At 66.0% G+C, this 25,982-nt stretch carries 21 protein-coding genes and 1 pseudogene; 13 read left to right on the forward strand and 9 right to left on the reverse strand.

The genetic code is table 11. The features are described from left to right. The first annotated feature begins 100 nt into the window (after positions 1 to 100). The 3 genes from AB4Y35_RS32710 (at position 101) to AB4Y35_RS32720 (ending at position 5,770) form a co-directional block, all read left to right on the forward strand. The gene (locus AB4Y35_RS32710; protein ID WP_368707678.1) at positions 101 to 1,318 is read left to right on the forward strand and encodes an alanine--glyoxylate aminotransferase family protein; all 1,218 of its coding nucleotides are present in this window, start codon (positions 101 to 103) and stop codon (positions 1,316 to 1,318) included. 135 nt (positions 1,319 to 1,453) lie between these two features. Beyond that, complete coding sequence (locus tag AB4Y35_RS32715; RefSeq protein ID WP_368707679.1) at positions 1,454 to 2,740, forward strand: MFS transporter; 1,287 nt, start codon at positions 1,454 to 1,456, stop codon at positions 2,738 to 2,740. 6 nt (positions 2,741 to 2,746) lie between these two features. Then, positions 2,747 to 5,770, forward strand: coding sequence for an FAD-binding and (Fe-S)-binding domain-containing protein (locus tag AB4Y35_RS32720; protein WP_368707680.1), 3,024 nt, complete (start codon positions 2,747 to 2,749; stop codon positions 5,768 to 5,770). On the opposite strand, the gene AB4Y35_RS32725 is transcribed toward AB4Y35_RS32720, so the two are convergent. Genes AB4Y35_RS32725 through AB4Y35_RS32735 form a run of 3 tightly spaced genes read right to left on the reverse strand, consistent with a single transcriptional unit; the run spans position 5,767 to position 9,638 of the window. After that, a complete protein-coding gene (locus tag AB4Y35_RS32725) occupies positions 5,767 to 6,861 on the reverse strand; it encodes a serine hydrolase domain-containing protein (RefSeq protein ID WP_368707681.1) in 1,095 nt (364 codons plus the stop codon). The two genes, AB4Y35_RS32720 and AB4Y35_RS32725, sit on opposite strands and share 4 nt — an antisense overlap. A gap of 40 nt (positions 6,862 to 6,901) precedes the next feature. Next, positions 6,902 to 8,209 (reverse strand): MFS transporter, encoded by a 1,308-nt coding sequence (locus AB4Y35_RS32730; protein ID WP_368707682.1) that lies wholly within the window; start codon positions 8,207 to 8,209, stop codon positions 6,902 to 6,904. Between the two features lie 10 nt (positions 8,210 to 8,219). Next, on the reverse strand, positions 8,220 to 9,638 hold the full coding sequence (locus AB4Y35_RS32735) for a M20 family metallopeptidase (RefSeq protein ID WP_368707683.1): 1,419 nt from the start codon (positions 9,636 to 9,638) through the stop codon (positions 8,220 to 8,222). A gap of 134 nt (positions 9,639 to 9,772) precedes the next feature. Between AB4Y35_RS32735 and AB4Y35_RS32740 the strand changes: the two genes are divergently transcribed. Further along, on the forward strand, positions 9,773 to 10,681 hold the full coding sequence (locus AB4Y35_RS32740) for a LysR substrate-binding domain-containing protein (protein WP_368707684.1): 909 nt from the start codon (positions 9,773 to 9,775) through the stop codon (positions 10,679 to 10,681). 6 nt (positions 10,682 to 10,687) lie between these two features. Here AB4Y35_RS32740 and AB4Y35_RS32745 read toward each other — a convergent pair whose 3' ends face one another. The 3 genes from AB4Y35_RS32745 to AB4Y35_RS32755 all read right to left on the reverse strand — a co-directional run bounded on the left by AB4Y35_RS32745 (position 10,688) and on the right by AB4Y35_RS32755 (position 13,543). Further along, entirely contained in the window at positions 10,688 to 11,977 is a 1,290-nt protein-coding gene (locus tag AB4Y35_RS32745) for a type II toxin-antitoxin system HipA family toxin (protein ID WP_368707815.1), read from the reverse strand. Between the two features lie 38 nt (positions 11,978 to 12,015). After that, positions 12,016 to 12,414, reverse strand: coding sequence for a helix-turn-helix domain-containing protein (locus tag AB4Y35_RS32750; RefSeq protein WP_368707685.1), 399 nt, complete (start codon positions 12,412 to 12,414; stop codon positions 12,016 to 12,018). Positions 12,415 to 12,709: 295 nt separating this feature from the next. Continuing rightward, on the reverse strand, positions 12,710 to 13,543 hold the full coding sequence (locus AB4Y35_RS32755; RefSeq protein ID WP_368707686.1) for an NAD-dependent epimerase/dehydratase family protein: 834 nt from the start codon (positions 13,541 to 13,543) through the stop codon (positions 12,710 to 12,712). A 174-nt stretch (positions 13,544 to 13,717) separates the two neighbouring features. Between AB4Y35_RS32755 and AB4Y35_RS32760 the strand changes: the two genes are divergently transcribed. The 5 genes and pseudogenes from AB4Y35_RS32760 to AB4Y35_RS32780 all read left to right on the forward strand — a co-directional run bounded on the left by AB4Y35_RS32760 (position 13,718) and on the right by AB4Y35_RS32780 (position 18,303). Then, complete coding sequence (locus AB4Y35_RS32760; RefSeq protein ID WP_324151358.1) at positions 13,718 to 14,710, forward strand: LacI family DNA-binding transcriptional regulator; 993 nt, start codon at positions 13,718 to 13,720, stop codon at positions 14,708 to 14,710. 320 nt (positions 14,711 to 15,030) lie between these two features. Then, a pseudogene (locus AB4Y35_RS32765) lies at positions 15,031 to 15,313 on the forward strand (porin); the annotation flags it as partial. 70 nt (positions 15,314 to 15,383) lie between these two features. Next, complete coding sequence (locus AB4Y35_RS32770) at positions 15,384 to 16,385, forward strand: TRAP transporter substrate-binding protein (protein WP_368707687.1); 1,002 nt, start codon at positions 15,384 to 15,386, stop codon at positions 16,383 to 16,385. Between the two features lie 78 nt (positions 16,386 to 16,463). After that, entirely contained in the window at positions 16,464 to 16,943 is a 480-nt protein-coding gene (locus AB4Y35_RS32775; RefSeq protein WP_368604437.1) for a TRAP transporter small permease, read from the forward strand. Between the two features lie 7 nt (positions 16,944 to 16,950). Beyond that, on the forward strand, positions 16,951 to 18,303 hold the full coding sequence (locus AB4Y35_RS32780; RefSeq protein ID WP_368690704.1) for a TRAP transporter large permease: 1,353 nt from the start codon (positions 16,951 to 16,953) through the stop codon (positions 18,301 to 18,303). Between the two features lie 69 nt (positions 18,304 to 18,372). Here the strand turns inward: AB4Y35_RS32780 and AB4Y35_RS32785 are convergent, their stop codons facing one another. Beyond that, complete coding sequence (locus AB4Y35_RS32785) at positions 18,373 to 19,389, reverse strand: NAD(P)-dependent alcohol dehydrogenase (protein ID WP_368707688.1); 1,017 nt, start codon at positions 19,387 to 19,389, stop codon at positions 18,373 to 18,375. Positions 19,390 to 19,499: 110 nt separating this feature from the next. Here AB4Y35_RS32785 and AB4Y35_RS32790 point away from each other — a divergent pair, with 110 nt between their 5' ends. The 3 genes from AB4Y35_RS32790 (at position 19,500) to AB4Y35_RS32800 (ending at position 22,701) form a co-directional block, all read left to right on the forward strand. Further along, positions 19,500 to 20,453, forward strand: a complete 954-nt coding sequence (locus tag AB4Y35_RS32790; protein WP_368707689.1) for a LysR family transcriptional regulator — start codon at positions 19,500 to 19,502, stop codon at positions 20,451 to 20,453. Between the two features lie 117 nt (positions 20,454 to 20,570). Beyond that, positions 20,571 to 21,818 carry an NAD(P)/FAD-dependent oxidoreductase gene (locus AB4Y35_RS32795; RefSeq protein ID WP_368707690.1) on the forward strand — a complete coding sequence of 416 codons (1,248 nt, stop codon included), beginning with the start codon at positions 20,571 to 20,573 and terminating at the stop codon, positions 21,816 to 21,818. Between the two features lie 16 nt (positions 21,819 to 21,834). Beyond that, the gene (locus tag AB4Y35_RS32800; protein ID WP_368707691.1) at positions 21,835 to 22,701 is read left to right on the forward strand and encodes a sugar phosphate isomerase/epimerase family protein; all 867 of its coding nucleotides are present in this window, start codon (positions 21,835 to 21,837) and stop codon (positions 22,699 to 22,701) included. 10 nt (positions 22,702 to 22,711) lie between these two features. Here AB4Y35_RS32800 and AB4Y35_RS32805 read toward each other — a convergent pair whose 3' ends face one another. Continuing rightward, positions 22,712 to 23,776, reverse strand: a complete 1,065-nt coding sequence (locus AB4Y35_RS32805; protein ID WP_368707692.1) for a LacI family DNA-binding transcriptional regulator — start codon at positions 23,774 to 23,776, stop codon at positions 22,712 to 22,714. Between the two features lie 295 nt (positions 23,777 to 24,071). Between AB4Y35_RS32805 and AB4Y35_RS32810 the strand changes: the two genes are divergently transcribed. Next, entirely contained in the window at positions 24,072 to 24,389 is a 318-nt protein-coding gene (locus AB4Y35_RS32810) for a VF_A0006 family four-cysteine protein (protein ID WP_368690709.1), read from the forward strand. 65 nt (positions 24,390 to 24,454) lie between these two features. Here AB4Y35_RS32810 and AB4Y35_RS32815 read toward each other — a convergent pair whose 3' ends face one another. Next, complete coding sequence (locus AB4Y35_RS32815; RefSeq protein WP_368707693.1) at positions 24,455 to 25,966, reverse strand: CoA-acylating methylmalonate-semialdehyde dehydrogenase; 1,512 nt, start codon at positions 25,964 to 25,966, stop codon at positions 24,455 to 24,457. Between the last annotated feature and the right edge of the window lie 16 nt (positions 25,967 to 25,982).

Here is a 25,982-nt window from a genome sequence, read left to right on the forward strand (position 1 = left end):
AACGCGTGATTGGGGTAAACCACGTCAGAATTGTCTGTCTACACGTGGGCTGACTGGATTATAGTTTTTTGAATGCAAAATTCAAAACAGGAGCGATTGTATGTTGAAGCTCGATTTCCATCCCGCTGGTCGCCATTTCCTGCAGATTCCGGGGCCGAGCCCGGTGCCCGATCGCATCCTGCACGCGATGAGCTATCCGACCATCGACCATCGCGGCCCCGAGTTCGGCGTGCTCGGACTCAAGGTGCTCGATGGCATCAAGAAGATCTTCAAGACGCAGCAGCCGGTGGTGATCTATCCGGCTTCCGGCACCGGCGCGTGGGAAGCCGCGCTCGCCAACACGCTGAGCCCCGGCGACACGGTGCTGATGTATGAAACGGGCCATTTCGCGACGTTATGGAAGCAGATGGCCGAACGCCTCGGCCTGAAGCCGGAATTTCTCGGCCTGCCCGGCATCGAGGGCTGGCGGCGCGGCGTGCAGGCCGACATGATCGAAAAACGGCTGCGCGAGGACGCGCAGCACGCCATCAAGGCGGTGTGCGTGGTGCACAACGAGACCTCGACTGGCGTGACCTCGGACATCGCCGCGGTGCGCCGCGCGATCGACGCCGCGGGCCATCCGGCACTGCTGCTCGTCGACACGATTTCGGGTCTCGCGAGCGCGGACTATCGCCATGACGAATGGGGCGTGGACGTGACCGTCTCCGGCTCGCAGAAGGGTCTCATGCTGCCGCCGGGCATCAGCTTCAACGCCGTTTCGGCGAAGGCGCTGGCCGCGAGCGAGCATGCGAAGCTGCCGCGCAGCTTCTGGGGCTGGGCCGAGATCATCGAGATGAACAAGAGCGGGTACTGGCCGTACACGCCCAACACGAACCTGCTCTACGGCCTTTCCGAAGCGCTCGACATGTTGCAGGACGAAGGGCTCGACAACGTGTTCGCGCGGCATCAGCGGCTGGGCGAGGCCTGCCGGCGCGCCGTGCGCGCGTGGGGCCTCGAGATCCAGTGCGCCGATCCCGCCGTCTACAGTCCTGTGCTCACGGGCGTGATGATGCCCGAAGGCGTCGATGCGGACGCCGTGCGCAAGCTCATCTACGAGCGCTTCGATCTTTCGCTCGGCACGGGCCTCGGCAAGGTCAAGGGGCGCATGTTCCGCATCGGGCATCTGGGCGACTGCAACGATCTCACGCTGCTGGCGGCCCTGGCCGGCTGCGAGATGGGCCTGCGCATCGCGGGTGTGCCCCTGAAGGACAGCGGCTTGCCCGCCGCGATGGAATATCTCGCGGCGCAACCCAACGTGGTGTCGCTGAAAGCCGCCTGACGAGGCGCGTTTGCCCATGCCGCGCACGGGGCGCGGCATGCCAGGCCGATTCCGGGTGATGCAGGGTCGTTCCCATGCCGGACGCCACTTCGAGAAGGGCGATGCGGCCGATAGAACCAGCAACGGAGACAGACGATGAAACGGTATCGATTGACGAGCGCGAGCAGCATCGTGCTGATCATGCTCTGCATCATGTACTTCATCACCTACCTCGACCGGGTGAACGTGAGCACGGCCGCGGCGGGCTTCGGCAAGGAGTTCCAGCTCTCGCACACCGAGGTGGGGCTGGTTTTTTCGGCGTTTGCGTATCCGTATCTGCTGTTCCAGATCATTGGCGGCTGGGTGAGCGACCGCTTCGGCGCGCGCCGCACGCTGCTTTTCTGCGGCGCGCTGTGGGGCGTGGCCACGATTCTCACGGGCATGGCGGGCGGCCTCGCCACGCTGCTCGCCGCGCGCCTCTTGCTCGGCTTCGGCGAGGGCGCGACGTTTCCCGCTTCGACCTCGGCCATGTCGCGCTGGGTCGCGAAAGAGCGGCGCGGCTTCGCGCAGGGCATCACGCACTCCGCGTCGCGCATCGGCAATGCGGTGGCGCCCGCGGTGGTCGTGCTGGTGATGGCGCGCTACGGCTGGCGCGAATCGTTCTACGTGTGCGGCGCGCTCAGCCTGCTGTGGGTGGTGGTGTGGGCGTTCACGTTCACCGAACATCCGAAGGATCACCCGCGCATCACCGAGGCCGAGCTCGCGATCCTGCCGCCGCCCAAGCCGCGCGTGACCGGCCTGCCGTGGATGGCGCTCTTCAGGCGCATGATTCCGGTGACGATCGTCTACTTCTGCTACGGCTGGACGCTGTGGCTGTTCCTTAGCTGGATTCCGCAATACTTCCTGCACAACTATCACCTGCAGTTGGGCAAGTCGGCGATCTTTGCCTCGGTGGTGTTCCTCGCGGGCGTGGTGGGCGACACGCTCGGCGGCCTCGTGACCGACTGGCTCTTTCAGCGCACCGGCAACCTCAAGCGCGCGCGCAGCTGGATGGTCTCCGTCTGCATGCTGATCACGCTGATCGTGCTCGTGCCGCTGATGTTCGTGCACGATCCCGTCATCTCCATGGCGTGCCTCGCGGCGGGTTTCTTCTTCGCCGAAATGACGATCGGGCCGATGTGGGCGATTCCCATGGATATCGCCCCGGAGTTCTCGGGCACGGCGAGCGGCATGATGAACACGGGCTCGGCGCTGGCCGCGATCATCTCGCCCGTGGTCGGCGGCTTTTTGATCGACCGCTTCGGCAACTGGGACCTGCCGTTCGTGGGCAGCATGGTGCTGATGGGGTGCGGCGTGATTCTCGCGTTCCGCATGCAGCCGGAGAGCCGCTTCGAGCTGGGCAAGAAGGCTGAGGAACCCGCGGGTTCCCGTCAAGGAGTGTGAACGGCGATGGAAGGCGCACGCACCTCGGGCATGCTGGTCAAGCCGGTTCATCTCGTTCCCTCGAGCGCGGGCCACGGCTCGCCGCTCGCGCGGCGCCTGCGTGAAGCGCTGCGCGGCGACGTGTTGTTCGACGCCGCAAGCCGCGGCCGTTACGCAACCGACGCCTCGATCTATCAGATCATGCCCATCGGCGTGGTCGTACCGCGCGATCAGGACGATTTGCGCGCCGCGCTGGAAGTGGCGCGCCTCGCGCACGCTCCCGTGCTGGCGCGCGGCGCGGGTTCGAGCCAGTGCGGGCAGACGGTGGGCGAGGCGCTCGTGATCGACACGTCGAAGTGGCTCAACAACATCGTCGAGTTCGACGCCGACGCGCGCACGGTGACGGTCGAGCCGGGCGTCGTGCTCGATCATCTGAACGCGTGGCTCAAGCCGCACGGGTTGTGGTTTCCCGTGGACGTTTCGACGGCCGCGCAGTGCACGATCGGCGGCATGGCGGGCAACAACTCGTGCGGCTCGCGTTCGATCGAATACGGCAACATGGTGCACAACGTGCTCGGCATCGACGCGATTCTCGCGGATGGCAGCGAGGCGCGCTTCCAGTCGCTGAACCTGCCGCACGAAGGCGCGCGGCTGGCGGCGTTGCTCGAAGGCGTGCAGCGCATCGCCACGCGCGAGCGCGGCGAGATCGCCGAACGCATGCCGAAGGTGCTGCGCCGCGTGGCCGGCTACAACATAGACCTGTTCGATTGCCAGAACCCGCTCGCGTATACCGACGACGGCGTGGCGAATCTCGCGCATCTGCTCGTGGGCTCCGAAGGTACGCTCGCGTTCAGCCGGCAGATCACGCTGAAGCTCGCGCCGCTGCCCGCGCACAAGACCCTGGGCGTGGTGAGCTTTCCCACCTTCTGGCAAGCGATGGACTCGGCGCAGCACATCGTCAAGCTCAAGCCGACTGCGGTCGAGCTGGTCGATCGCACGATGATCGAGCTTGCGCTCGGCAATCCGGGCTTCAAGCCGGTGATCGAAAAGGCGCTGGTGGGCAGGCCCGATGCGATCCTGCTGGTCGAGTTCGCGGGCGACGAACGCGACGCCCAGGTATGCCGTCTGGAAGAACTGGTCGAGCTGATGGGCGATCACGGCCTGCCGGACTCGGTCGTGAAGATGACCGATGAAAACGAGCAAAAGGCGCTGTGGGAAGTGCGCAAGGCGGGCCTGAACATCATGATGAGCATGAAGGGCGACGGCAAGCCCGTCTCGTTCATCGAGGACTGCGCCGTGCCGCTCGAACATCTCGCGGAGTACACGAGCCGCCTGACCGAAATCTTCCATCGGCACTGCACCGAAGGCACGTGGTACGCGCACGCGAGCGTCGGCACGCTGCATGTGCGGCCGATACTCGACATGCGCCGCGACGGCGCGGCCAAAATGCGCGCGATCGGGGAGCAGGCTGCGGAACTGGTGCGCGAGTACAAGGGCGCGTTTTCGGGCGAGCATGGTGACGGTTTGTGCCGCGGCGAATGGATTGCCTGGCAGTACGGACCGAAGATCAACCAGGCGTTCATGGAAATCAAGCAGCTGTTCGACCCGGAGAACCGCTTCAACCCCGACAAGATCGTGCGGCCGCCGAAAATGGACGACGCGAAGCTGTTCCGCTTCGCGCCCGGATATCGCGAGCGCCAGATGCGGCCGATGCTCGACTGGTCGGCGTGGGACGTGGGCCGCGATCCGCTAACCGGTGTGCAAACGCCGCCCGGCAGCGGCGACGACCTGACTGGCGGCCTCGCGAAAGCCGTGGAGATGTGCAACAACAACGGCCACTGCCGCAAGTTCGACGCGGGCACGATGTGCCCGAGCTACCGCGTGACGAAAGACGAGAAGCACGTGACGCGCGGCCGCGCGAATACGTTGCGGCTCGCGATCTCGGGGCAGCTGGGCGAGGACGGACTCGCGAGCGACGATGTCAAGGACACGCTCGACCTGTGCGTATCGTGCAAGGGCTGCAAGCGCGACTGTCCGACCGGCGTGGACATGGCGAAGCTGAAGATCGAGGCGCGCGCGGCGTGGAACACGAAGCACGGCCTGAAGCTGCGCGAGAAGATGATCGCGTATTTGCCGCGCTATGCGCGTCGCGCGGCGCAAGCCGGCGGCCTGGCGGCGGCGGGCGAGCGCATTCCGGTGGTCTCCGCGTGGGCGAAGCGCATGCTCGGCTTCGCGCCGCAACGCTCGCTGCCGCAGTTCCGGCCTTCGTTCCTTGCTGAGGTCGCGGCCGCGAAGCCCGACGCCGCAGCGGCAACGAAGGAAGTGGTGCTGTTCGTCGACACCTTCAACGACAACTTCGAGCCCGAAAACGCTCGCGCCGCGAAGCGGGTGCTCGAAGCGGCCGGCTATTTCGTGCATTTCAACGTGCGCGGCGAAGAACGCCCGCTCTGCTGCGGCCGCACGTTCCTCGCCGCGGGTCTGGTGGACGAGGCGAAGCACGAGGCGCGGCGCCTGCTCGATACCCTCATGCCGTTCGTGGCGCGCGGCGTGTCGATCGTCGGGCTCGAACCTTCGTGTCTGCTCTCGATGCGCGACGAGTTCCTGCAATACGGCTACGGCGACGAAGCGCGCGAGTTGTCGGCCGCGGCGTTCCTGTTCGAAGAATTCCTCGTGCGCGAAAAGGGCGCGGGCCGCTTCGATCTGACCTTGCACCAACTCGACGCGCCGCGCGCGTGGGTGCACGGCCACTGCCACCAGAAAGCGTTCGATGCCTTCCGGCCCGTGCTCACGGTGCTAGGCTGGATTCCGGGCCTCGATGTGAAGCCGATCGAATCGTCATGCTGCGGGATGGCGGGCAGCTTCGGTTACGAAGCGGAGCACTACGAAGCCTCGCTGGCGATGGCCGAGCTGGCGCTGTTGCCCGCCGTGCGCAAAGCGGACCGCGCCGATCTCGTCGTGGCGGATGGCACGAGCTGCCGCCACCAGATCCATGACGGCGCGAACGCCACGGCGCTGCACGTGGCGCGGGTGCTGGAAATGGCGATGCGCTAGGTCGCCAGCGTGCTCGCGCCCTGGCGCGCGCGCACGGCATCCACGGCGTGCAGCATCTTGCCGAAGAACGCATCGGCGAACTGCGAATCGAGCCAGCGCACGATCAGCGCGATCTTGCGCTCGGGCTCGATCCACATGAACGAACTGCCCGCGCCGACGCCGAACCAGCTCGACTCCGGCACGCCCGGAAACATGCGCCGCCCCGTGTTGAGCCAGACCAGCGAGCCGTAGAACGGCGCGAGCGGACAGGGCGTGCGCATGCGCGCGATCCATTCGCTCGAAAGCACGCGGCGGCCCGCGGCGACGCCATCGTCGAGCAGCATTTGCGCGACCTTCAACTGGTCGTTTGCGCTCACCGACATGCCGCCGCCCCAATGCGAGCCGCCCGGCACCGACTGCACGCGTCGGCCGCCCAGGTCGATCCACGCGTCGTCGTAGCCGACCCATTGCCAGTTCTCGCTCGCGCCGACGGGCCGCATGATCGTCTCGCGAAAGACTTCGGGTAACGAACGACCGAACAGACGCAGAAGTGCGAACGAAAGCTGGTTGATGCGCACGTCGTTGTATTCCCAATACGTGCCGGGCGCGCGCAACGGGCGCAAGTCGCCCTTTTTCCCATCGGGCGGCTCGCCGAACGTGACGGCGCGATAGTGATCGGCCTGATCGGAGAGGCCGAAGCACGTGCCTTGCCATTCGCTCGTCTGTTGCAGCAGATGCGTCCACGTGACCTGGGCGTTGTGGGCATCATCGAAGCCGATGCCGGGCACGCGCACGTGGACGGGCTCGTCGGGATCGGGCAGCAGGCCGCGGTCGTGCGCCACGCCCGCGAGCAGCGCCAGATAGGTCTTCGCGATGCTGAAGGTCAGATCGGGCCGATCGGGCGCGCCCCATTGCGCGAGCGGGCGCCCGTTCACGGCGACGGCGCCGGACACCGGGCCTCTATCGTGAATGGGGCCCAGCAAGCGGTTCCACGGTGGCGGGTCGTTCACGTGCACGCCGAAGTTGCCATCGGCATTGCGGTCCCATGCCGATTCGTGATCGACGGAAAACTGAATGGCGTCCTGAACTTCCTGCGGCAAATCGTGTTGCATACGTGCGTGATTCCTGTTGGTGTTCTTGTAAGGCGCCGCTTCAACGGGCGCCGAGGCGTACGCTCGCCCAGATCAGCGTAGCGAGGCTCAGCACGGCCGCGAACATCAGCCAGAGCCCCGGCGCGAGATTGTTGCCCGTCGCCGCAATGAGCGAGGCCACGGCCAGCGGCGTGAAGCCGCCGAACACGGTCGTGCCGACGTTATAGGCGAGCGCCATGCCCGTGGTGCGCGTGCGCGTGGGGAAGAAGCTGGCCATGAGCGCCGGAATCGAGGCGAAGTAGGTGACCTTCAGCACCGCGATCCAGACCACGGCGGCCAGCAGCGAGGGCAGCGAAGGATGGGTGTTGACGAACACGAACGCGGGATAGACGGTGAGCAGGAACAGCACGCCCGCCACGAACATGATGCGCGTGCGGCCCACCTTGTCCGACCAGTGGCCCACGATCGGCGTGAGCACGATGGCGATCAGGCCGGCCACGAGCGTGGCGATGAAGCCCGACGAAGGCGCGAGGCCGAGCTGCCGCGCGGCATAGGTCGGCATGTAGAGCAGCACGTATTGGGCCGACGTGGTCAGGATCAGCACGCCGATCGATGCGATCACACGCGACTTCTGCGTGGCGAACAGTTCGCGCACGGGCGACTCGGCTTTTTCGATGCGCTCGAATTCGGGCGTTTCGTCCATGCGTCGGCGGATATAAAGACCCACGGGACCAATCAGCACACCGAACAGGAATGGAATGCGCCAGCCCCAGCTTTCGAGCTGCGGCTGCGTGAGCATGCCCGTGAGCACCGCGCCGAACAGGGAGACGAGCAGCGTGCTCGCGCCCTGGCTCGAGAACTGCCAGCTCGACATGAAACCGCTGCGCTGCGGCGCGTGCTCGATCAGGAAGGCGGTGGAACTGCCGAACTCGCCGCCCGCCGAAAAGCCTTGCAGAAGACGCGAGGCAAAAATGCCGATGGGCGCGAGGATGCCGATCGTCGCGTAGGTAGGCATCAGCGCGACCATGCCGGTGCCGATCGTCATCATCGCAATGGAGAGCGTGAGCGACGCCTTGCGGCCCTTGCGGTCGCTGTACGAGCCGAGCACGAGCGCGCCGACCGGCCGTGCGAGGTACGAGAGCGCGAAGGTGCCGAGCGTGAGCAGCAGCGACATCGTCGCGTTGTGAACGGGGAAGAAGAGCTTGGAGAGCGTCGAGGCGAAGTAGCCGTACGCCAGCAGATCGTAGAACTCGAGCGCGTTGCCGATCGAAGTCGCGACGATGAGCCGCGAGACGTTCTTGCCTGACGTGCCTTGAGCGGGCTCTGACCAGGGTTCGCTGCCGTGCGCGGGTAGGGATTCGATGCTCATTGGGACGTCCTCATGCAAGCGTGGTTGGATGCGGTGCGGGGTTGGACGCGCCGGCCTCTCTTGCGCCGAGGTCCCAGAAGAGGCCAGCCATGATGCGCAGCCCGTCGCGCACGACCGGGCCGAGCAGGTGCTCGTTCGGCGCGTGCTGCGAGCAGCCCGGATACGAATGCGGCACCCACAGCGTGGGCATGCCGAGCACCTCGGCGAATACTTCGTTGGGCAGCGTGCCGCCCAGGTTCGGCAGCAGCACGGGGTCGGCTCCCGTGGTCTCGCGCAGCGAGCGCAGGGCCCACTGCACCCAGGCGTTGTCGGGATCGACGCGCGTGGCCGGTGCGCCGCGCTCCACTTCGAGTTCGATCATGTCGAAGCCGTGCGCATCGAGGTGCGCGCGCACGATCCGTTCGAGGTCCTGCCAGTTCGTGCCCACGACGAAGCGGATCTGCATGTACGCGATGGCGTGCGGCGGAATCGCGTTCACGGGCTTCTCGGGGTTGCCCGTGCGGAACGCGAGCACTTCCAGATTGTTCCAGCCGAACACGCGCTCGGTGGGCGTGAGGCCCGGCTCGCCGTAGTCGCGATCGACCTCGGGCTCGCCCGGATTGCCGCCCACGCGAATATCGGCGAGCGCGCGGCGCACGGATTCCGGAATCGGCGGCGGGCGCAGGCCTTCGACGAGGATCTTGCCGTGCGCGTCGACCATCGAGGCGATCGCGTTCGCGAGCACGACGCCCGGATTGCGCAGCAGGCCGCCCCAGTTGCCCGAATGATGGCCGCCTTCGCGCAGCGTGAGTTCGAGCCTGAAGTTGACGAGGCCGCGCGAGCCGAGAAAGATCGTCGGGCGGTGCGCGGAGAGGCGCGGTCCGTCGGAGGCGATCAGCACGTCGGCCGCGAGTTCGTCGCGCAGCCGCGTGCACAGTTCGTGCAGGCCCGGCGAGCCCACTTCCTCGCCCGTTTCGAACAGCAGCTTGAGGTTGAAGCCGAGTTTGCCGCCGCGCGCATCGAGCACGGCCTCGAGCGCCGCGAGGTTGATGCTGTGCTGGCCTTTGTTGTCGGCGGTGCCGCGGCCGTACCAGCGCTCGCCGTCGACGGTCACGTCCCATGGCGTGAGGCCCGCGCGCCACTGCGCGTCGTAGCCGCGCACCACGTCGCCGTGGCCGTAGCTGAGCACGGTGGGCAGCGCATCGTCTTCGTGGCGGTGGGCAATCAGGAACGGGCCCGCGCCTTTGGCGGGATTCTCGACGACCCGGCAGGTGAAACCCCATTGGGTGAGCAGCGGCGTGAGTTCTTCGTCCAGATAGCTGCGCAAACGGCCGTCGCTCTCCGGCTCCTGGCTCTCGGTGCGAAACGCCACGCGGCGGCGCAGATCGTTCAGGAAGCGGCCTGAATCGTATTGAGCGGTTGCGGTTTGAATGGCGGTGTCACGGGTCAACGCGCGTCTCCCTCTGTTTGAGGCCGTCTGCAGCCGTCGAACGATCGTGCAACCGCCGATATTTCTGCACAATTACAATATTTGTGATTTATCTTTGCCGAAACGGCAAAGCGGACGAGACCGCGCGCATCGACATGGACAACACCGCACTGCGCTATTTTCTGGAAGTGGCCCGCAGCGGCTCGCTGAGCAAGGCGTCCGAGCGGCTCTACGTCGCCGTTTCGGCGCTCAGCCGGCAGATCGCCCGGCTCGAAGAAGAACTCGGCACGCCGCTATTCGAACGGCGCCCGCGCGGCATGGTGCTGAGCGAGGCGGGACGCATGCTGGCCGAGCACGCGCGGCGCAGCCTGCTCGAAACGGAGCGCGTGGTCGGCGAGATTCGCGGGCTGAGCGAGGGCGGCCGCGCGACCATCCGCGTGGCGAGTTCCGAAGGCCTCGCGCCGGATTTTCTGCCGCAGGTGTTTGCGCACTTTCTCCGGACGTACCCGCAAACGCATTTTCAGCTGGACGTGTCGGCGCCTTCTGTTGCAACGCAGCGTGTGCGCGAGGGCACGGCCGATATCGCGCTGTGCTTCAGCGTCGCGCCCGAGAAGGAGATTGCCGTGCACTGTTCGCAGCGCGCGCCGATCTTCGCGCTGATGCGGCGCGATCATCCGCTGGCGGCGCGCGAGTCGCTGTCGCTACGCGATCTGATCCCGTGGCCGGTCGCCATGAACAGCCAGGGCGTGACGATCCGCCAGCTGCTCGACATCGCCTGCAGCCTCGAAGGGTTGATCTTCGAGCCGGTGTTCGTCAGCAACTATCATGTGGCGTTGCAACGATTCGTACGCCTGACCGATGCCGTGACGTTCACCGGTTTTCTGACCGTGCGCGGCCGTCTCGAGGTGGAGGGGCTGGCCGCCGTGCCGCTCACGAACCCGGAGCTGCATCAGCGTACGCTGCAGATCCAGACGATGGCGGGCCGCACGCTGCCGCAGACCATGCAGGCCTTTCTCGACCTGCTCACGCGCGCGATCGACGGTGAGGAGCTCGTGTGCGGCTGATTTTGCCTACGCGCTGAGCCGCGCGGCGAGCCGGCGCATGCCGGCGAAAACGGCGTCGGCTACGTCTGCGGGGAAGCCGGCGGGGATCCGCGCCGCGACGGCTTCGATCACGCGCGGTGTTTGCACCGCCAACTGCGCAAGCATCGCTTCGACCTCCGCCCCGGCGAAGCCCACGCGCTGGCCTTGCGCGATCCAGTGGCGCGGATAGATCTCCTCGACGCGATAGTGCCGGTTGCGTCCGCGCACGGCCATCGCAAGGCTCACGCGTTGCAGCGCAATATGATTGCGGCCCCGGCCGATGACCGGATGCGCGCTGAGCACGTCGTAGAGCGGCGTGGCGGCGTACTGGCTGCCGGGCAGCAGCGCAATGCTGTAGTTCTTCGCGTGGCCGTCCGTGGCCGCGAGCAGCCAGAAGATGACCTGCGTGACGAAGAAGTGGCGGCGGTCGGCCGTGGCTTGCGCGGAGCCGTCCAGCACCTGCATGATCGCGTCGATGCCGGGGCCGCCGTCGGCTTCGTATTTGGCGAGGCCGGACGTGCCTGTGGCCTGGCACAGGTCCTCCTGCGGCAGGCGCACGATCCATCTGGCGTCGCTTGCAAGACGCCGGTCGAAGCGCTCCACGACCAGTGCCTTCGCGTCCTCGAATTGCGCGATTTCGCACGGCGCGACGGGCAGACCGTAGGCCGCGATGATTTGCGTGCACAGCCACTCGTTTTCCACCGAGGTGCGCATGTCGGCGCGCATGTTGCCGACGAGGCCGAGCGGCAGCTTCAGGATGTGCGTGGTCGGCGTGCTGCCCTGCGGAAGCAGCCACTCGCCGCCATGCCGCAGCAGCGCAGTCTTCTCCTGCGCCCCGGCGATCGACAGCCGCAGGCTGTCCACGGCATCGTGCTCGCCCGCATGTGGCGTGGCGGTGGTTTCGCGCAGCAGTTGCGCGATGTCGCCGTCGCTCAGGGCGCGCCCCTTGATGCTCTTCAGGCCGGTGGGCGCAACGCCGGCTGGAAGAATCTGCAGCGCACCCACGCAATCGCGGCCGAGCGCGGCGAGCAGCTCGAACGGCGAGGTGCCGCCGGTCTGGTAGCGCGCGGCGATGCGTCTGCGGACGCGGTCGCTGTCCGGCAGCAGATTGTCGAAATAGTCCGCGACGATCTGGCCGCGGTAGGGCTGGTTGCCGGGCGTGAACGGCAGCGAAAGGGAGAGGGGGCGGCCTTGCTCGTCGTCGAGCCAGCTGTCGAGGTAGACGAGGCGTTCGTTGCCGCGCGCGTTCTCCCAGTAGCCCACCGGCAGGCCGTTCATCCACAGGTCGAGCCGGTTGGGCAGGCGGGGGCGTGCGCTCACCAGTCCTCCCTCGGCTTGCGGCGGGCGGTGGACTGGCGCTGCGGCGCTGCGGCCTCTGGCGTGGTGCGGGTGCGTTTGCGGGCGGCCGGGGGCTTGGCCGCGCTCGACATCCTGGCGGTGGCTGCAGGCGTCTTTGCCGGCCGGGGTGTGGCTTTCGCAGCGACCGGCGAGGCCTTGGCTTCGGGCGCGCCGAGCTTGATTTCGACGTCGAGGAGCCGCAGGACCCGCACGAGCCGTTCGACGCTCGCCGCTTCGGGATTCGCCTCGAACGCGGCATAGCTTTGCTGCGAGATGCCGAGCCGTGCGGCGAGGTCTTGCTGGGTGAGGCCGGCCTTCTTGCGGAAGCCGACGAGAATCGGGCGCAGTTGGCTCAGGGTCTTGAGAGGGTAGTCCACGGTAACTCCGGGCGGCGACATGCCGATGCAGACGGCCGCGGCAAACGGAAACGCGCGGTGCGGTCGAATACAGTCTATACCCTGTAAAGTAAAAATACAAATCACAGGCTGTAATTTGAAAATACAGCCTGCAGGTTGTATTCGCTGCCGGGCGAGGGCGCCTTGGGCGCGCGTGGTGCCGGCGAATGTGCAACTAACTGTCAATCGCCCCCCAACCCCGCCCCAGCCGCTTCGCGGCCAGAGCGGTCTGCTTCCAGGTGTCCGGGCCAGTCTCCGCTTTTTATCAGGACTCCGATCAGAGTTCGGCGCCTTGCATCGGCTCGCCAAGCACGAACGGTCCGCCCTGATACTGCTGCGCGGCGTCGGCCAGCTCGGCGTTCGGCGCGGTCGCCGGGAAGCGCTCGGCGTACGCCGCCGAGCTGTCGCGCGGCCGGTAGCCGAGGAAACCCGCCTTGCCGTTGTCCCACCAGCTTGCCGGGTTGTCCGACACGCCATAGACGATCGCATGGCCCACGCGGTTGGTGAACAGCGAGCAGCGCACGAGTTCGATGAAGTCGCGATAGCTCAGGAACGTGACGAGCATGCGTGCGTTCTTCGGTTCTTCGAACGACGAACCGATGCGCAGACAGACGGTTTCCATGCCGAAGCGATCGAAGTAATAGCGCGACAGCGATTCGCCGAAGCATTTCGTCACGCCGTACAGGCTGTCCGGCCGGTGCGCGGCATCGGTATCGAGCACGCTCGTCACGGGATGGAAGCCCGTGACGTGATTGGAGCTGGCGTAGACGATGCGCTTGATGCCGTGCTTGCGCGCGGCTTCATAGAGGTTGTACGTGCCGCGGATGTTGGCTTCGAGCAGATCGTCGAACGGCGCGTCGATCGAGATGCCGCCCAGGTGCACAATCGCATCCACGCCTTCCACGAGTTGCATGACCGCCTCGCGGTCCGAGAGGTCGACGCGGCGCGTTTCCTCGTGCGGCGCCGCCTCGCCCAGTTCCGTGATGTCGCTGACGCGCACGACGTCGGCCCAGTTCGCGAGCGCGCCGCGCAACTGACGGCCCAGATTGCCGCCCGCGCCAGTGAGAAGAAGACGGTCGAACGGTTTGGCTGCAAGTGAGTGTTGCGACATCAGGGCTCCCTGGGAATTATTTTGATATTGAAAACGCGAGGAAAACGTTTTCCGAATATAGCCATCGCGAGTCGCAGCGTCAATGGAGGAATACCTGCGGCGAATACCGGGGTTCACCCCAGGTCCGTTTCTGAGACAATGCTCGCCGTCGATCCTCCCTGGCGTTGCCAATCTATGAAAAGTGGTTCCCCGACGATTCGCGATGTCGCCGCCATGGCCGGCGTCTCGGTCGCGACGGTATCGAAGTACGTGAACGGCACGCAGCGCTTTTCGCCGGCGGTGGAAGCGAAGGTCAAGGACGCCATCGAGCTGCTCGGCTACCGCTCCAATCCGCTGGCGCGCTCGATGATCACAGGGCGCACGCGCACCATCGGCATCGCCATTCTGGACATCGCGAACCCGCACTTCACGAACGTGGTCAAGGGCGCGAACCGCGTGGCGCTCCAGCACGATTACACGCTGCTTCTGGTGGACGCCGAAGAGAATCTCGCGCGCGAGCGCTCGCTCATCGAAGCGCTCGCGCCGCGCGTGGACGGCCTCATCGTCAGCTCGCGGGCTTCCGAGGAAATCGCCCGGTGGACGATGAATCTGGGCAAGCCGGTCGTCATGCTCCGGACCGTGCGCGGGCTCGACATGCCCACCGTGGGATTCGACAACCGGCTCGCGACGTCCATGCTGGTGCGCCACCTGCTCAATCTCGGGCACCGCCATGTGGCCTATCTGGGCTTCGCCGCGGCGACCATCAACGACGAGCGTATTGCCGGCGCCACCGAGGCGCTGGCCGAGGCCGGCCTCACGCTCGACGTCTACGAGACGCACGCGCCGACCGCCCAGGCGGGCGAGCAGGCCTGCTCGCGGGTGATGCTGGGCCCGAAGCGCCCGCAGGCGGTGATCTGCTACAACGACCTGATTGCGCTCGGCTTCATGAAGGAGGCGCGGTCGCTCGGCTTTCGCGTGCCGCAGGACGTCTCGGTCGCCGGCATCGACAACGTGCCCTACGGCGAATATGTCGAGCCGCGCCTCACTACGATCGACGGGCAGAGCGAGCGCATGGGCGAGCTGGCCATGCAGAAGCTCATCGACGTCCTCGCCGGCCGCGCCGATGTCGAGCAGGTCGTGCTCGAACCCCGCCTCGTCGTGCGCGACTCGACCGTCGCCTGCCGCTGATTTCCTGATCGCTGTAGCTCCCCCGCGCTGGCCGCCAGACAACGGCCGGCGGCCTCGCCACGCCTGCTCCCGATCCGCCGCCTCGCCTGCGCCGACCCTGTGCCGCTCCGCTCCGCGTAACTACCTACTAGCCATTTCGAAAGGAACGCATTAAATTTCGAGAAAACGTTTTCCAGAAGTGGCACGCGAAGAACAAAAGGAGATCGGGAAATGGCGGAGAACAGGCGCCGGTTGAAGTGCGCTGTGGTCGGAGTGGCGATTGCGGGCGCCGCACCGGCCTTTGCGTCGTCCTGCACGGGAAGCCAGTCCCGACGCAGGTCTTTGCGACCGGCTACAGCGACACGCGCCACGCGAGCCAACGGCATCACGAGCACCGCGCAATACCGGCAGTTCAATCTCTCGCAGTCCTTCACGCGTTCCAGGCGCACGGGACTTTACGCGTTGCAGGCTTTCCAGCGTGCCAACGGCAAGACCCTCACGCCCGCAGGCAACGCTACGCAGATCATCAACGCGACCGCAACGAGCGGCGACGGCTTCCAGGCCGCGCCGTCTTCGTCACGCAGCATGGTCGCAGCAGGTGCAGGCATCATCCACCGGTTCTGAGACACCCGGTTGGCCAGCGAATCAGCCCAAACACGGCTCGAAAACAACTCATCCATTCTTGGGGCAAGCGATGAAAAAGACCTTTCGCAACTCACGTAGCGCACGCACCGCAATGACCGTTCTGGCGGCGGCGCTCGCGCTCACCGCAGGCGCCGCGCACGCGCGCGTGTTCCGCGTCGCCGACGTGCACAGCGACACCTTCCCGACCAACATGGCGCTCAAGCACATGGGCGAGGAAATTTCGCAGGCCACGGGCGGCAAGGATTCCATCAAGGTGTTCGGCAACAGCGCGCTCGGTTCGGAGAACGACACGATCGATCAGGTGCGCATCGGCGCGCTCGACATGGTGCGCGCCAATGGCGCCGCGTTCAACGAGATCGTGCCGGAATCGATGATTCCCTCGCTGCCGTTCCTCTTTCGCGACATCGACCATTTCCGCAAGGTGATGTACGGCCCCGAAGGCCAGAAGATTCTCGACGCGTTCAAGGCCAAGGGCATGATCGCGCTGACGTTCTACGAGAGCGGCGCGCGCTCGATCTACGCGAAGCGTCCGATCAAGTCGCCGGCCGACATGAAAGGCCTGAAGGTGCGTGTGCAGCCGTCCGACCTCATGGTCGACGAAATCAAGGCGATGGGCGGCACGCCCACGCCGATGCCGTTCGCCGAAGTCTATACGGGCCTGAAGACGGGCCTCGTGGACGCAGCGGAAAACAACCTGCCGTCGTACGAGGAAACCAGGCACTACGAAGTGGCGCAGGTGTACTCCGAGACCGATCACGCGATGACGCCGGAAGTGCTCGTGTTCTCGAAGAAGGTGTGGGACACGCTCACGCCGCAGGAGCAGGAGATCATCAAGAAGGCGGCCGCCGACTCGGTGCCGTACTACGTGAAGCTCTGGACGGCGCGCGAAGATACGGCGGGCAAGACCGTGGAGAAGGGCGGCGCGACCATCATTCCGGCCGCGCAGGTCGATCGCGCGGCCTTCGTGAAGGCCATGCAGCCGGTCTGGACGAAGTATGAAAAGACGGCCGACATGAAGAAGATCGTGGACGAAATCCAGGCGATTCACTAAAGCCCGGGGCTCCGCGTCGCGAGCGGCGCGGAGCCGAAGCAACGCAGTTATGTCGTGTGTGCCGTGCAAGGATGGATCATGACTTTCCTGAAACTCCCCAACGATTTGCTGTTTCGCCTGCTGACGATCGTTGCCTCGGTCGCGCTCGCCGCGCTGACGGTGCTCGTCTTCTACGGCGTGATCATGCGCTACGTGTTCGAGAGCGCACCCGATTTCGTCGAGCCGGTCGCGTTGCTGCTGGTGGTCACGATCGCCATGTTCGGCGCCGCGCTCAAGGTGCGTGAGCGCGGCCATATCGGTCTCGATTCGCTAGTCAAGAAGCTGTCCCCGCGGGGGCAGTTGATCGCGGAGGCGTTCCAGCACCTCTGCCTGATCGCGCTTGGCGTGGCGATTTTCTTCGGCTGCCTGCAAATGGCGGACACGACCATGGACGACCACATCGCGATTCTCGGCATACCGGAAGCGGTGCGCTATGTCATTCCGGTCGTAGCCGGCACCTGCATCGTGCTGTTCTCACTCGAGCATCTGCTGGCGCTGTTCGTACGCAAGGCAAAGTAGGGAAAACATGGAACTCGCAATTCTTTCGCTCAGTTTTTTGGTGCTCCTCGCCGTTGGGGTGCCGGTATCTTTCTCCCTCGGTCTCGCCTGCGTCAGCACGTACCTTTACGAAGGACTGCCGGCCGCGACTGCCATGCAGTCGATGATCTCGGGCATGAACGCGTTTTCGTTTCTCGCGGTGCCGTTCTTCATCTTCTCCGGTGAGCTGATGCTGCACGGCGGCATTGCCGACCGCATCCTGCGCTTCGCCCAGGCCACCGTGGGGCATTTTCGCGGCGGTCTCGGCATGGCCAATGTCGTCGCCTGCACGTTGTTCGGCGGCGTTTCCGGGTCGCCTTCCGCCGACACGTCGGCCATGGGCGGCGTGGTCATTCCGCTCATGAAGCGCGAGGGCTATAGCGCGGCCTACGCCGTCAACGTGACGACGCACTCGTCGCTGGCGGGCGCGTTGATGCCCACCTCGACGAACATGATCATCTACGCGTTCGCGGCGCAAGGCATCACGGGCACGCTGAACGGCCAGCAGATGAGCGGCGTGTCGATTGGCGACCTGCTGTTCTCGGGCCTGCTGCCGGTGTTGTGGGTCATGGGCTTCGTGCTGGTTGCCGCGTACTGGCAGGCGCGCCGCTTCGGCTATCCGCGCAGCGCGGACGGTTCGACCAGGCTGCAGGTGTTTCCCGGCTGGCTCGCCGTGGTGCGGGCGTTCCTCGGCGCGCTGCCCGGGCTGCTCGTGATCGCGATCATTCTGTTCTGCGTGGCACGGGGCATTGCGACCGCAACCGAAGCGGCCGCGATTGCCGTGGTGTATTCGCTCGCGCTCACCGTGGTCGTGTATCGCTCGATGACGAAGGAGAAGCTGTTCTTCGCCCTCTCGCGCGCGGCCAAGACGACGGGCGTCGTGCTGCTGCTGATCGCGGTGTCGAACATGCTGCGCTATCAGATGGCGTATCTGGAGATTCCGGAGGCCATCGAGCGCGTGCTCGAACATGCCACGACGCTACCCTGGCTGATGCTTCTCTACATCAACATCATCCAGGTGTTTCTGGGCACGTTCATCGACATGGCGGCGCACATCCTCATCACGACGCCGCTGTTCCTGCCGCTCGCCATGCATAGCGGCGTGGGCCCGGTGCAGTTCGGCATCATGATCCTGCTGAACTGCGCACTCGGCCTCGTGCATCCGCCAATCGGCTCGGTGCAGTTCATCGGCTGTGCAATCGGCGACGTGTCGATCGGGGAGACGACCAAGGTCGCGTGGCCGTACTATCTCGCGATCTTTAGCGCGATCAATCTGGTCACCTACTTTCCGTTCTTCTCGACGTGGCTGCCCAGCGTGATCAACGGGCATCCGGTTTTCTAAAGCGACCGGCACACCCAAAAGCGAAGCGGGCACGCCAGGTGCCCGCTTCGCTTTTCTGCATACGTGCCGTCAGGCCACGCGTATCACCACCTTGCCGAAATGCTTGCCGGCTTCCAGCCATGCATAAGCTTCGGGCGCTTCGTCGAAAGCGAACACGCGATCCACCACGGGGCGAATCTGCTGGGCGGCGACGAAACGCGTGAGGTCGTCGAGCATCGTGCGGCTGCCGACCATGATGCCGTGCAGACGTTTGATTCCGCCGATCACCGCAAGCAGCCCCAGTTCGGGGCCCGCGAAACTCGTCACGCCGCCGATGATCGTCACGAGCCCGCCCATCTTCGCGGCCGCCACCGAGCGCGGCAGCGTATCGCGTCCGCCCACTTCCACGACGATATCCGCACCTTCGCCGCCCGTGAGTCGCAGCACTTCGTCCTGCCATTCGGGATGCGAACGATAGTTGATCGTCTCGCTCGCGCCTAGCGTGCGGGCGCGTTCGAGCTTCTCGTCGCTCGACGACGTGATGATGGTCCGCAAGCCCGCCGCATGGGCGAGTTGCAACGCCCAGATCGACACGCCGCCGGTGCCGAGCAGCACCACGGTCGCGCCGGGCCGTGCGCCGCCATCGGCGAAGATTGCGTTCCAGGCGGTGATGCCGGCGCACGAGATCGTCGCGGCTTCCTCGTAGTTCAGGTGCGCGGGAATCGCAACGAGCGAAGTTTCCGCGGCGACGAAGCGTTCGGCGAGCACGCCGTCGAATTGCGCACCAGGCGTCTCGCGCACTTTCGACGGCGTGGGCGGGCCGTCCACCCAATGCGGGAAGTAGGTGTTGATCACGCGGTCGCCGGGTTTGAAGCGCGTGACGGCCGCGCCGACTTCGACCACTTCGCCCGCGCCGTCGGCGACCGGCACGAGCGGCGTGTCGCCAAGACCGAGGTAATCGCCGCGCGCGAACATCAGATCGCGATAGTTGAGCGACGCCGCGTGAATCTTCACGACCACGTCATGCGGGCCGGGCGTGCGCGGCGCGAAGTCGGCGCGCGAGAGTGCCCCATGGCCGCTGCCGGCCTTCAGTTTCCATGCGTTCATGACTGCTCCAGTACGAGTGGGAACACCTATGATAGTGTTGCTTGCGAGGCGACATTGGCGAGATTCCGGAGCTTGGTTGTCGCCGTAAAGGATACAAAAGGAGTGGGGATATGAACGACCGCCTGAGCGGCGTGGCCGAATTCGTGGACGTGGTGGACGCGGGCAGCTTCTCCGCCGCGGGCGAGCGCCTTGGCGTGACGCGCTCGGCGGTCGCGAAGATCGTCGCGCGGCTCGAACAGCGCCTGGGCGTGCGCCTGCTGCAGCGGACCACGCGCAGCTTGAGCCTCACCGACGAAGGCCACGCCTACTACGAACAGTGCCGCCGCGTGCTGGGCGAGCTGAGCGCCGTGGAAGCCGCGTTCGATCACGGACGGCGCGAGCCGGCGGGGCGCCTGCGGATCAGCGCGCCGGTGCTGTTCGGGCGCCAGTGCGTGGCGCCCGTGGTGCGGCGGCTCGTCGAGGCGCATCCGCGTCTCAATGTCGAACTCTCGTTCAGCGACCGCGTGGCCGATCTCGTCGAGGACGGCTTCGATCTGGCCGTGCGCATCGGCACGCTGCCCGACCACGGCACGCTCGTCGCGCGCCGGCTCGGGGTGCAGCGCATGGGCATCTGCGCGTCGCCGGCGTATCTCGCGCAGCACGGCAAGCCCGCGGACGTCGCGGCGCTCGCCACGCACACCGGCATCGCCTATGGCCGCGCGGGACAGAGCCCGGCGTGGCGCGTGCGCGGCCCCGGCGGCGCAGTCGAGGAGTGCCGGCTCGCGTCGCGGCTGTGCTTCGACGACCTGCTGGCGATCGCCGACGCGGCCGCCGCCGGCGCCGGTCTCGCGTGGTTGCCGTGCTGGCTCATGAGCCCGTATCTGAGCGACGGTCGGCTCGAACTCGTCATGGACAGCAAGAGCGTGATGGGCGACGAAGTTCACGTCGTGCGGCAGAAGGCGCGGCACATGCCGTCGAAGGTGCGCGTGGCGGTGGATGCGCTCGTCGCGGATATTTCGCGCATGCTCGGCACTGAACAAGACCCTATGAACCCGATGGACCTCATCGACCTGGACGAAAGTTGACGAAATTTCATCAAGGTTTCCGTTGAGCGCGACAGGCGCGCCGCTTATGTTTGAACCCAGGAGGACGTCGCCATCGGCGGCGGACGAAATCGGCGTAAAAGCCCAGGGGGACACGAAATGACGGCCACGGAACGGGTGATGGCGATCGTCGGGGCGGGCCATGTCGGCGGCCGCGCGGCCCAGACGTTGCGCGTAGCAGGGTGGCGCGGGCGCATTGCGCTGATCGGCGCTGAGCCGCATCTGCCGTACGAGCGGCCGCCGCTTTCCAAAGCCCTCCTGACGGGCGAGCGCAATCCCGCGCAATGCGGCCTGCGGCCAGCCGAGGCGTGGCGCGAGGATGGCGTCGAGCACATCGTCGCGACCGTGCAGGCGATCGATCCCGTGGCGCGCACGCTGCAACTGGGCGACGGCGCGACCCTGGCCTACGAAGCGCTGCTGCTGGCCACCGGCGGCCACGCGAGACGGCTGACCCTTCCCGGCGCGACGCTCGCGGGCGTGCTTAGCCTGCGCACGCTCGACGATGCGGCGGCCATCGGGCCGCGGCTCGCGCCGGGGTCGAGCATCGTCGTGGTGGGCGGCGGCTTCATCGGCCTCGAAGTCGCGGCCTCGGCGCGCGCGCGTGGCTGCGACGTCACGCTCATCGAAGGCGGCGCGCGGCTGATGGGCCGCGCCGTGCCCGCCGTGATCGCGGCGCGCGCGCATGCGCTGCACGAACGCAACGGCGTGCGCATTCTGCTGAACTGCGCGCCGCAGGCGTTCGAGCCGCTGAGCGACGGCACGCTCGACGTGCTGCTGGAAAACGGCGAGACGCTGCGCGCCGATACGGTGATCGTCGGCATAGGCATCGAGCCTGCCGATGCGCTTGCCCGTGAGGCGGGGATCGAAGTCGAGCGCGGGATCGTCGTGGACGAGGCACTCGCCACCTCGGCGCGCGGCGTCTATGCCGCCGGCGACGTCGCGCTGTTTCCGAGCCGCTTCGGTTCGCATCGCATTCGCCAGGAAACCTGGCACAACGCGGAAACCCAGGCACGCGTGGCGGCGCACAACATGCTCGGCGCACACGACGCGTATCGCGAGCTTCCCTGGTTCTGGTCCGATCAGTACGACCACCAGCTGCAGGTGGCGGGCGAGCCCGCGCTTGGCGTGAGTTCGATCGTGCGCTCGATCGGCAGCGATGCCGAGATCCATTTCGAACTGGACAACGACGCGCGGCTCGTTGGCGCGAGCGGCTTCGGACCCACCAGTGCGCTCGCCAAAGAGATGAAGCTCGCGCGCATGCTGGTGGAGCGCGGCGTTTCGATCGCGCCCGAGGCGTTGCCATCGGCGTTGGCCAACCCCGAGGTCAAGCTCAAGAGCCTGCTTTGAGACGAAAAACGGAGACATGATGGCGCAACGACTCCTGGTGTTCCAGTCGCTCTGGTCGATGGAACGCCGCCATACCGACGGCTACGAGCGCACGCTCGAACAAAACGTGCGGATGATCGCCGAGGCGGGCTTCGACGGCGTGAGCGCGCACTGCACGCAGCGCGAGGACGTGAAGCGGCTCGCGGAACTGCGCAAGACCTACGGGCTGGCGGCGGAAGGCCAATGCTTCCCGACGACCGTCGACGACCTGCAACCGGTGCTCGAACTCGCAACCGAATTCGGCCTGCACCACGTCGACCTGCAGCCCGACGTGCGCCCGCGCACGCAGCGCGAGGCGCTCGCGTTGCTGGACGGCTGGCAGCGGCTGGCCGAGCAGGTGGAGATCCCGGTCTACATCGAAACGCATCGCGACCGCATGACGACGGATCTGTATTTCACGCTCGATCTGCTCGATGCGCGCCCGGACCTCAAGCTGCTCGGCGACATTTCGCACTACCTGGTGGGGCGCGAGTTCGCGTGGCCGGTTTCGCCGCAGAATCACGCGCTCATGCATCGCATACTCGACGCATCGTGGGCGTTTCATGGCCGCGTGGCGAGCCGCGAGCAGGTGCAGATCGAGCTGTCGTTCGCGCCGCATCGCAAATGGGTGGATCTCTTTCTCGACTGGTGGCGCTACGGCTTTCATTCGTGGCGCAAGCGCGCGGGCGCGGACGACACGCTCGCGTTCACCTGCGAACTGGGGCCGCAGCCTTACGCGATCATCGGGCCGGATGGCAACGACACGACGGACCGCTGGCGCGAATCGCTGCTCATGCGCGACTGGATTCGCGAGTTGTGGCAAGCGGTCGAAGAGGAATCCGCGCGCGACAGTGCCGCGGCGTGAAGCCAGTCACTCAATTCCCCACGCCCAGATACGGATTGCGCCGCACATTCGCCGAGCAAAAAATCCGGAACTCCACCGGCCCCGGCGGCGCGGGTGTTTCGAGCACGCCGCATGCGTTGAGCGCGTGCTGCAACGCTGAAATGACCTGACCGTCCGGGTCCTGGTCGATGGCGATATCCATCGTTCCTTGCTCGATGTACTGGCGATGCAGGTCGAGCATTTCATGGCCTGCCCACACGATCTTTCCCGTCGCGCCCACCTTGCGCAACGCGGCCTCGATTCCTGCCGACGCATAGCCGCTGTTGTAGATGCCGACCACGCCGCCGCGCTCGAGCGACTTGAGCACCGCGCGATGGCACTGGTCCACGTCGTCGAGCGTTTCCACTGCCTCTTCGTCGCAGACGAGGTGTGGAAACGATTCGGCCAGCTGTTCGCGGCACCCGCTGATCCGTTCGATATGCGCGTGATAGTCCTTGCGCGAGCAGATCAGCAGCACGCGGCCCGGCGCTTTTGCGAGGCGCCCGACGAAATAGCCCGCCGTGCGGCCCGCAAGCCGGTTGTCGATGCCCGCGTAATGCACGCGCTCGACCCCGTCGATGTCGGTGACCATGGTCACCACGGCCTCGCCCTGGTCGATCACGGTGCGCAGCGCGTCGCGCACCGCCTCCGTGTCGTGCGTGGTGACGATCAGGCCCGCGCGCTTGTAGTTCGGCTGCAGGATGGCGCGGGTGATGACGGCGTCGTCGGCTTCGGGGAGGAACTGCCGGTGCAGCACGATGCGCCGGTCGAGCATCTGCATGGAGCGCTCGAGTCCCAGCGTCAGCCGCTGGAAAAACGGCGTGCTGTTTTGCGGCAGCAGAACGTCGATATGCACGAGCCCGTGATGCGTTTCGGGTAATACGCGCGGCACGCCGAGCTGGCGGGCGGCCGCGACGACCCGCGCGCGCATCGCGGCGGACACGCTGCCGCGTTCGTTGAGCACGCGGTCCACCGTGGCGGGGCTCACGCCCGCGGCTGCGGCAATCTCCACGAAACGCGCCGTGCGTTTGCGGCGCGGCGATGCGGTGTCCGTCATGGGGCGTCTCCGTCCGTTTTGTTGATTCGCCGGCATTCGAAAACCCGCGCGCGGCGTTGTCGTATTGCAGCACGAATCGGCGCAGCGCTCGATGTCGCAACGGCTGAGGAACGCCAATTGGCGACAGCGGCGCAGGTCGCCCGCCCGGGAATAGTCGTGAGTTCAACTCCGCCTCACAGGTGAGACCGCCATCGAAGCATAAATGACGTCCTTTGCTACACTGCTGCGACTGCGAGGCCAGTGTCCACGCCACGCAAACTCACGCAGACAGACGAGAAGCATAATAAGGAACGTCATGGTAAAGAATGGCAGATGGAGCGCCGCCCTGCGCACTGCGATTGGCGTGCTGGGTCTCCTGACCGCGCATGCCGCGCTGGCCTATGGTCAGTCATCCTATGATGACTGCATGCTGGCTGGCTTGCGCGACGCCCGTAATGAGATGGCATCGAACTATATCCAGCGCTCGTGCTATGCGCTGTACCGGAACGGCGAAATGCTGTTGCCGCGCGAGAAGGCATACCATGAGTGCATCCTGCAGAATATGCCCGGTGCGAGGGAACCGTCCGCGATCTCGCGCATCGCCCAGATCTGCTCTCGGCGGGGGCAGATGTAACGCCGCCCGCGATGAACCATAAAAAAAGCCCACGCGAAGTGGGCTTTTTTCTTTACCAGCAACCGTTACTTCGCCACCGGCATCGAAAACTCCGCACCCTTTTCGGTGCTTTCCGGCCAGCGTTGCATGATCGACTTCTGCTTCGTATAAAAGCGCACACCTTCTTCGCCATACGCGTGCATGTCGCCAAAGAGGCTGCGCTTCCAGCCGCCAAAGCCGTGCCATGCCATCGGCACCGGAATCGGCACGTTGATGCCCACCATGCCCACTTCGATCTGGCGGCCGAACTCGCGCGCCACGTGGCCGTCGCTCGTGAAGCAGGCGACGCCGTTACCGAACTCGTGATCGTTGATCAATTGCACGGCCTCAGCGAAGTCCTTCACGCGCACGCAGGCGAGCACCGGTCCGAAGATCTCTTCCTTGTAGATGCGCATCTCGGGCGTGACGTTGTCGAACAGCGTGCCGCCGGTGAAGAAGCCTGCTTCGTGGCCCGGCACCTTGAGGCCGCGCCCGTCCACCACGAGCGTCGCGCCTTCTTCCACGCCGCTCGCGATATAGCCTTCGATGCGCTCGAGCGCCTGCTTCGTGACGATCGGGCCCATTTCCGCGTCGGCTTCCATGCCGTTCTTCACGATCAGGCTGCGTGCGCGCTCGGCGAGGCGCGGCACGATCTTGTCGGCCACGTCGCCCACCAGCACCGCCACCGAGATCGCCATGCAGCGCTCGCCGGCCGAGCCATAGCCTGCACCGATCAGGGCGTCGACGGTCTTGTCGAGGTCCGCGTCGGGCATCACGACCATATGGTTCTTGGCGCCGCCGAGCGCCTGCACGCGCTTGCCGTGCTTCGCACCGGTCTCGTAGATGTAGTTCGCGATCGGCGTGGAGCCCACGAAGCTCACGGCCTTCACGTCGCGGTGCGCGAGCAGGGCGTCGACCACGACCTTGTCGCCTTGCACGACGTTGAACACGCCGTCGGGCAGGCCGGCTTCCTTGAGCAGACGCGCCATGAACAGCGAAGCCGAAGGGTCGCGCTCGCTAGGCTTGAGGATGAATGTGCAGCCGGCTGCGAGCGCCACCGGGAACATCCAGCACGGCACCATGCAGGGGAAGTTGAACGGCGTGATGCCGGCCACCACGCCCAGCGGCTGGCGCACGGTCCAGTTGTCCATGCCCGTGGAAACCTGCTCGGTGTAGTCGCCCTTGAGCAGTTGCGGAATGCCGCAGGCGAATTCGATCACGTCGATGCCGCGCGCCACTTCGCCCTGCGCGTCGGAGAAGACCTTGCCGTGCTCGGCCGTGATGATCGCCGCGAGTTCGTCCGCGTGGCGATTCATCAGTTCGAGAAAACGCAGCATGACGCGTGCGCGGCGAATCGGCGGCGTGTCGCGCCACTTCGGGAACGCGGCTTTCGCGCTCGCCACGGCGGCGTCCACGTCGGCAACTTCGCCCAGCACGAGGCGGCGCGCGGCGGCGCCGGTCGCGGGGTTGAAGATCGCTTGCGTGCGGTCGCCCGTGCCACGCTCGGTCTTGCCGCCGATGAAGTGGACTACGTCTGCGGAATCGGTATAGGGCTGCATGTCATCTCCTCGTTAG

The organism is Paraburkholderia sp. EG286A (assembly GCF_040965375.1).
Classification (GTDB): domain Bacteria; phylum Pseudomonadota; class Gammaproteobacteria; order Burkholderiales; family Burkholderiaceae; genus Paraburkholderia.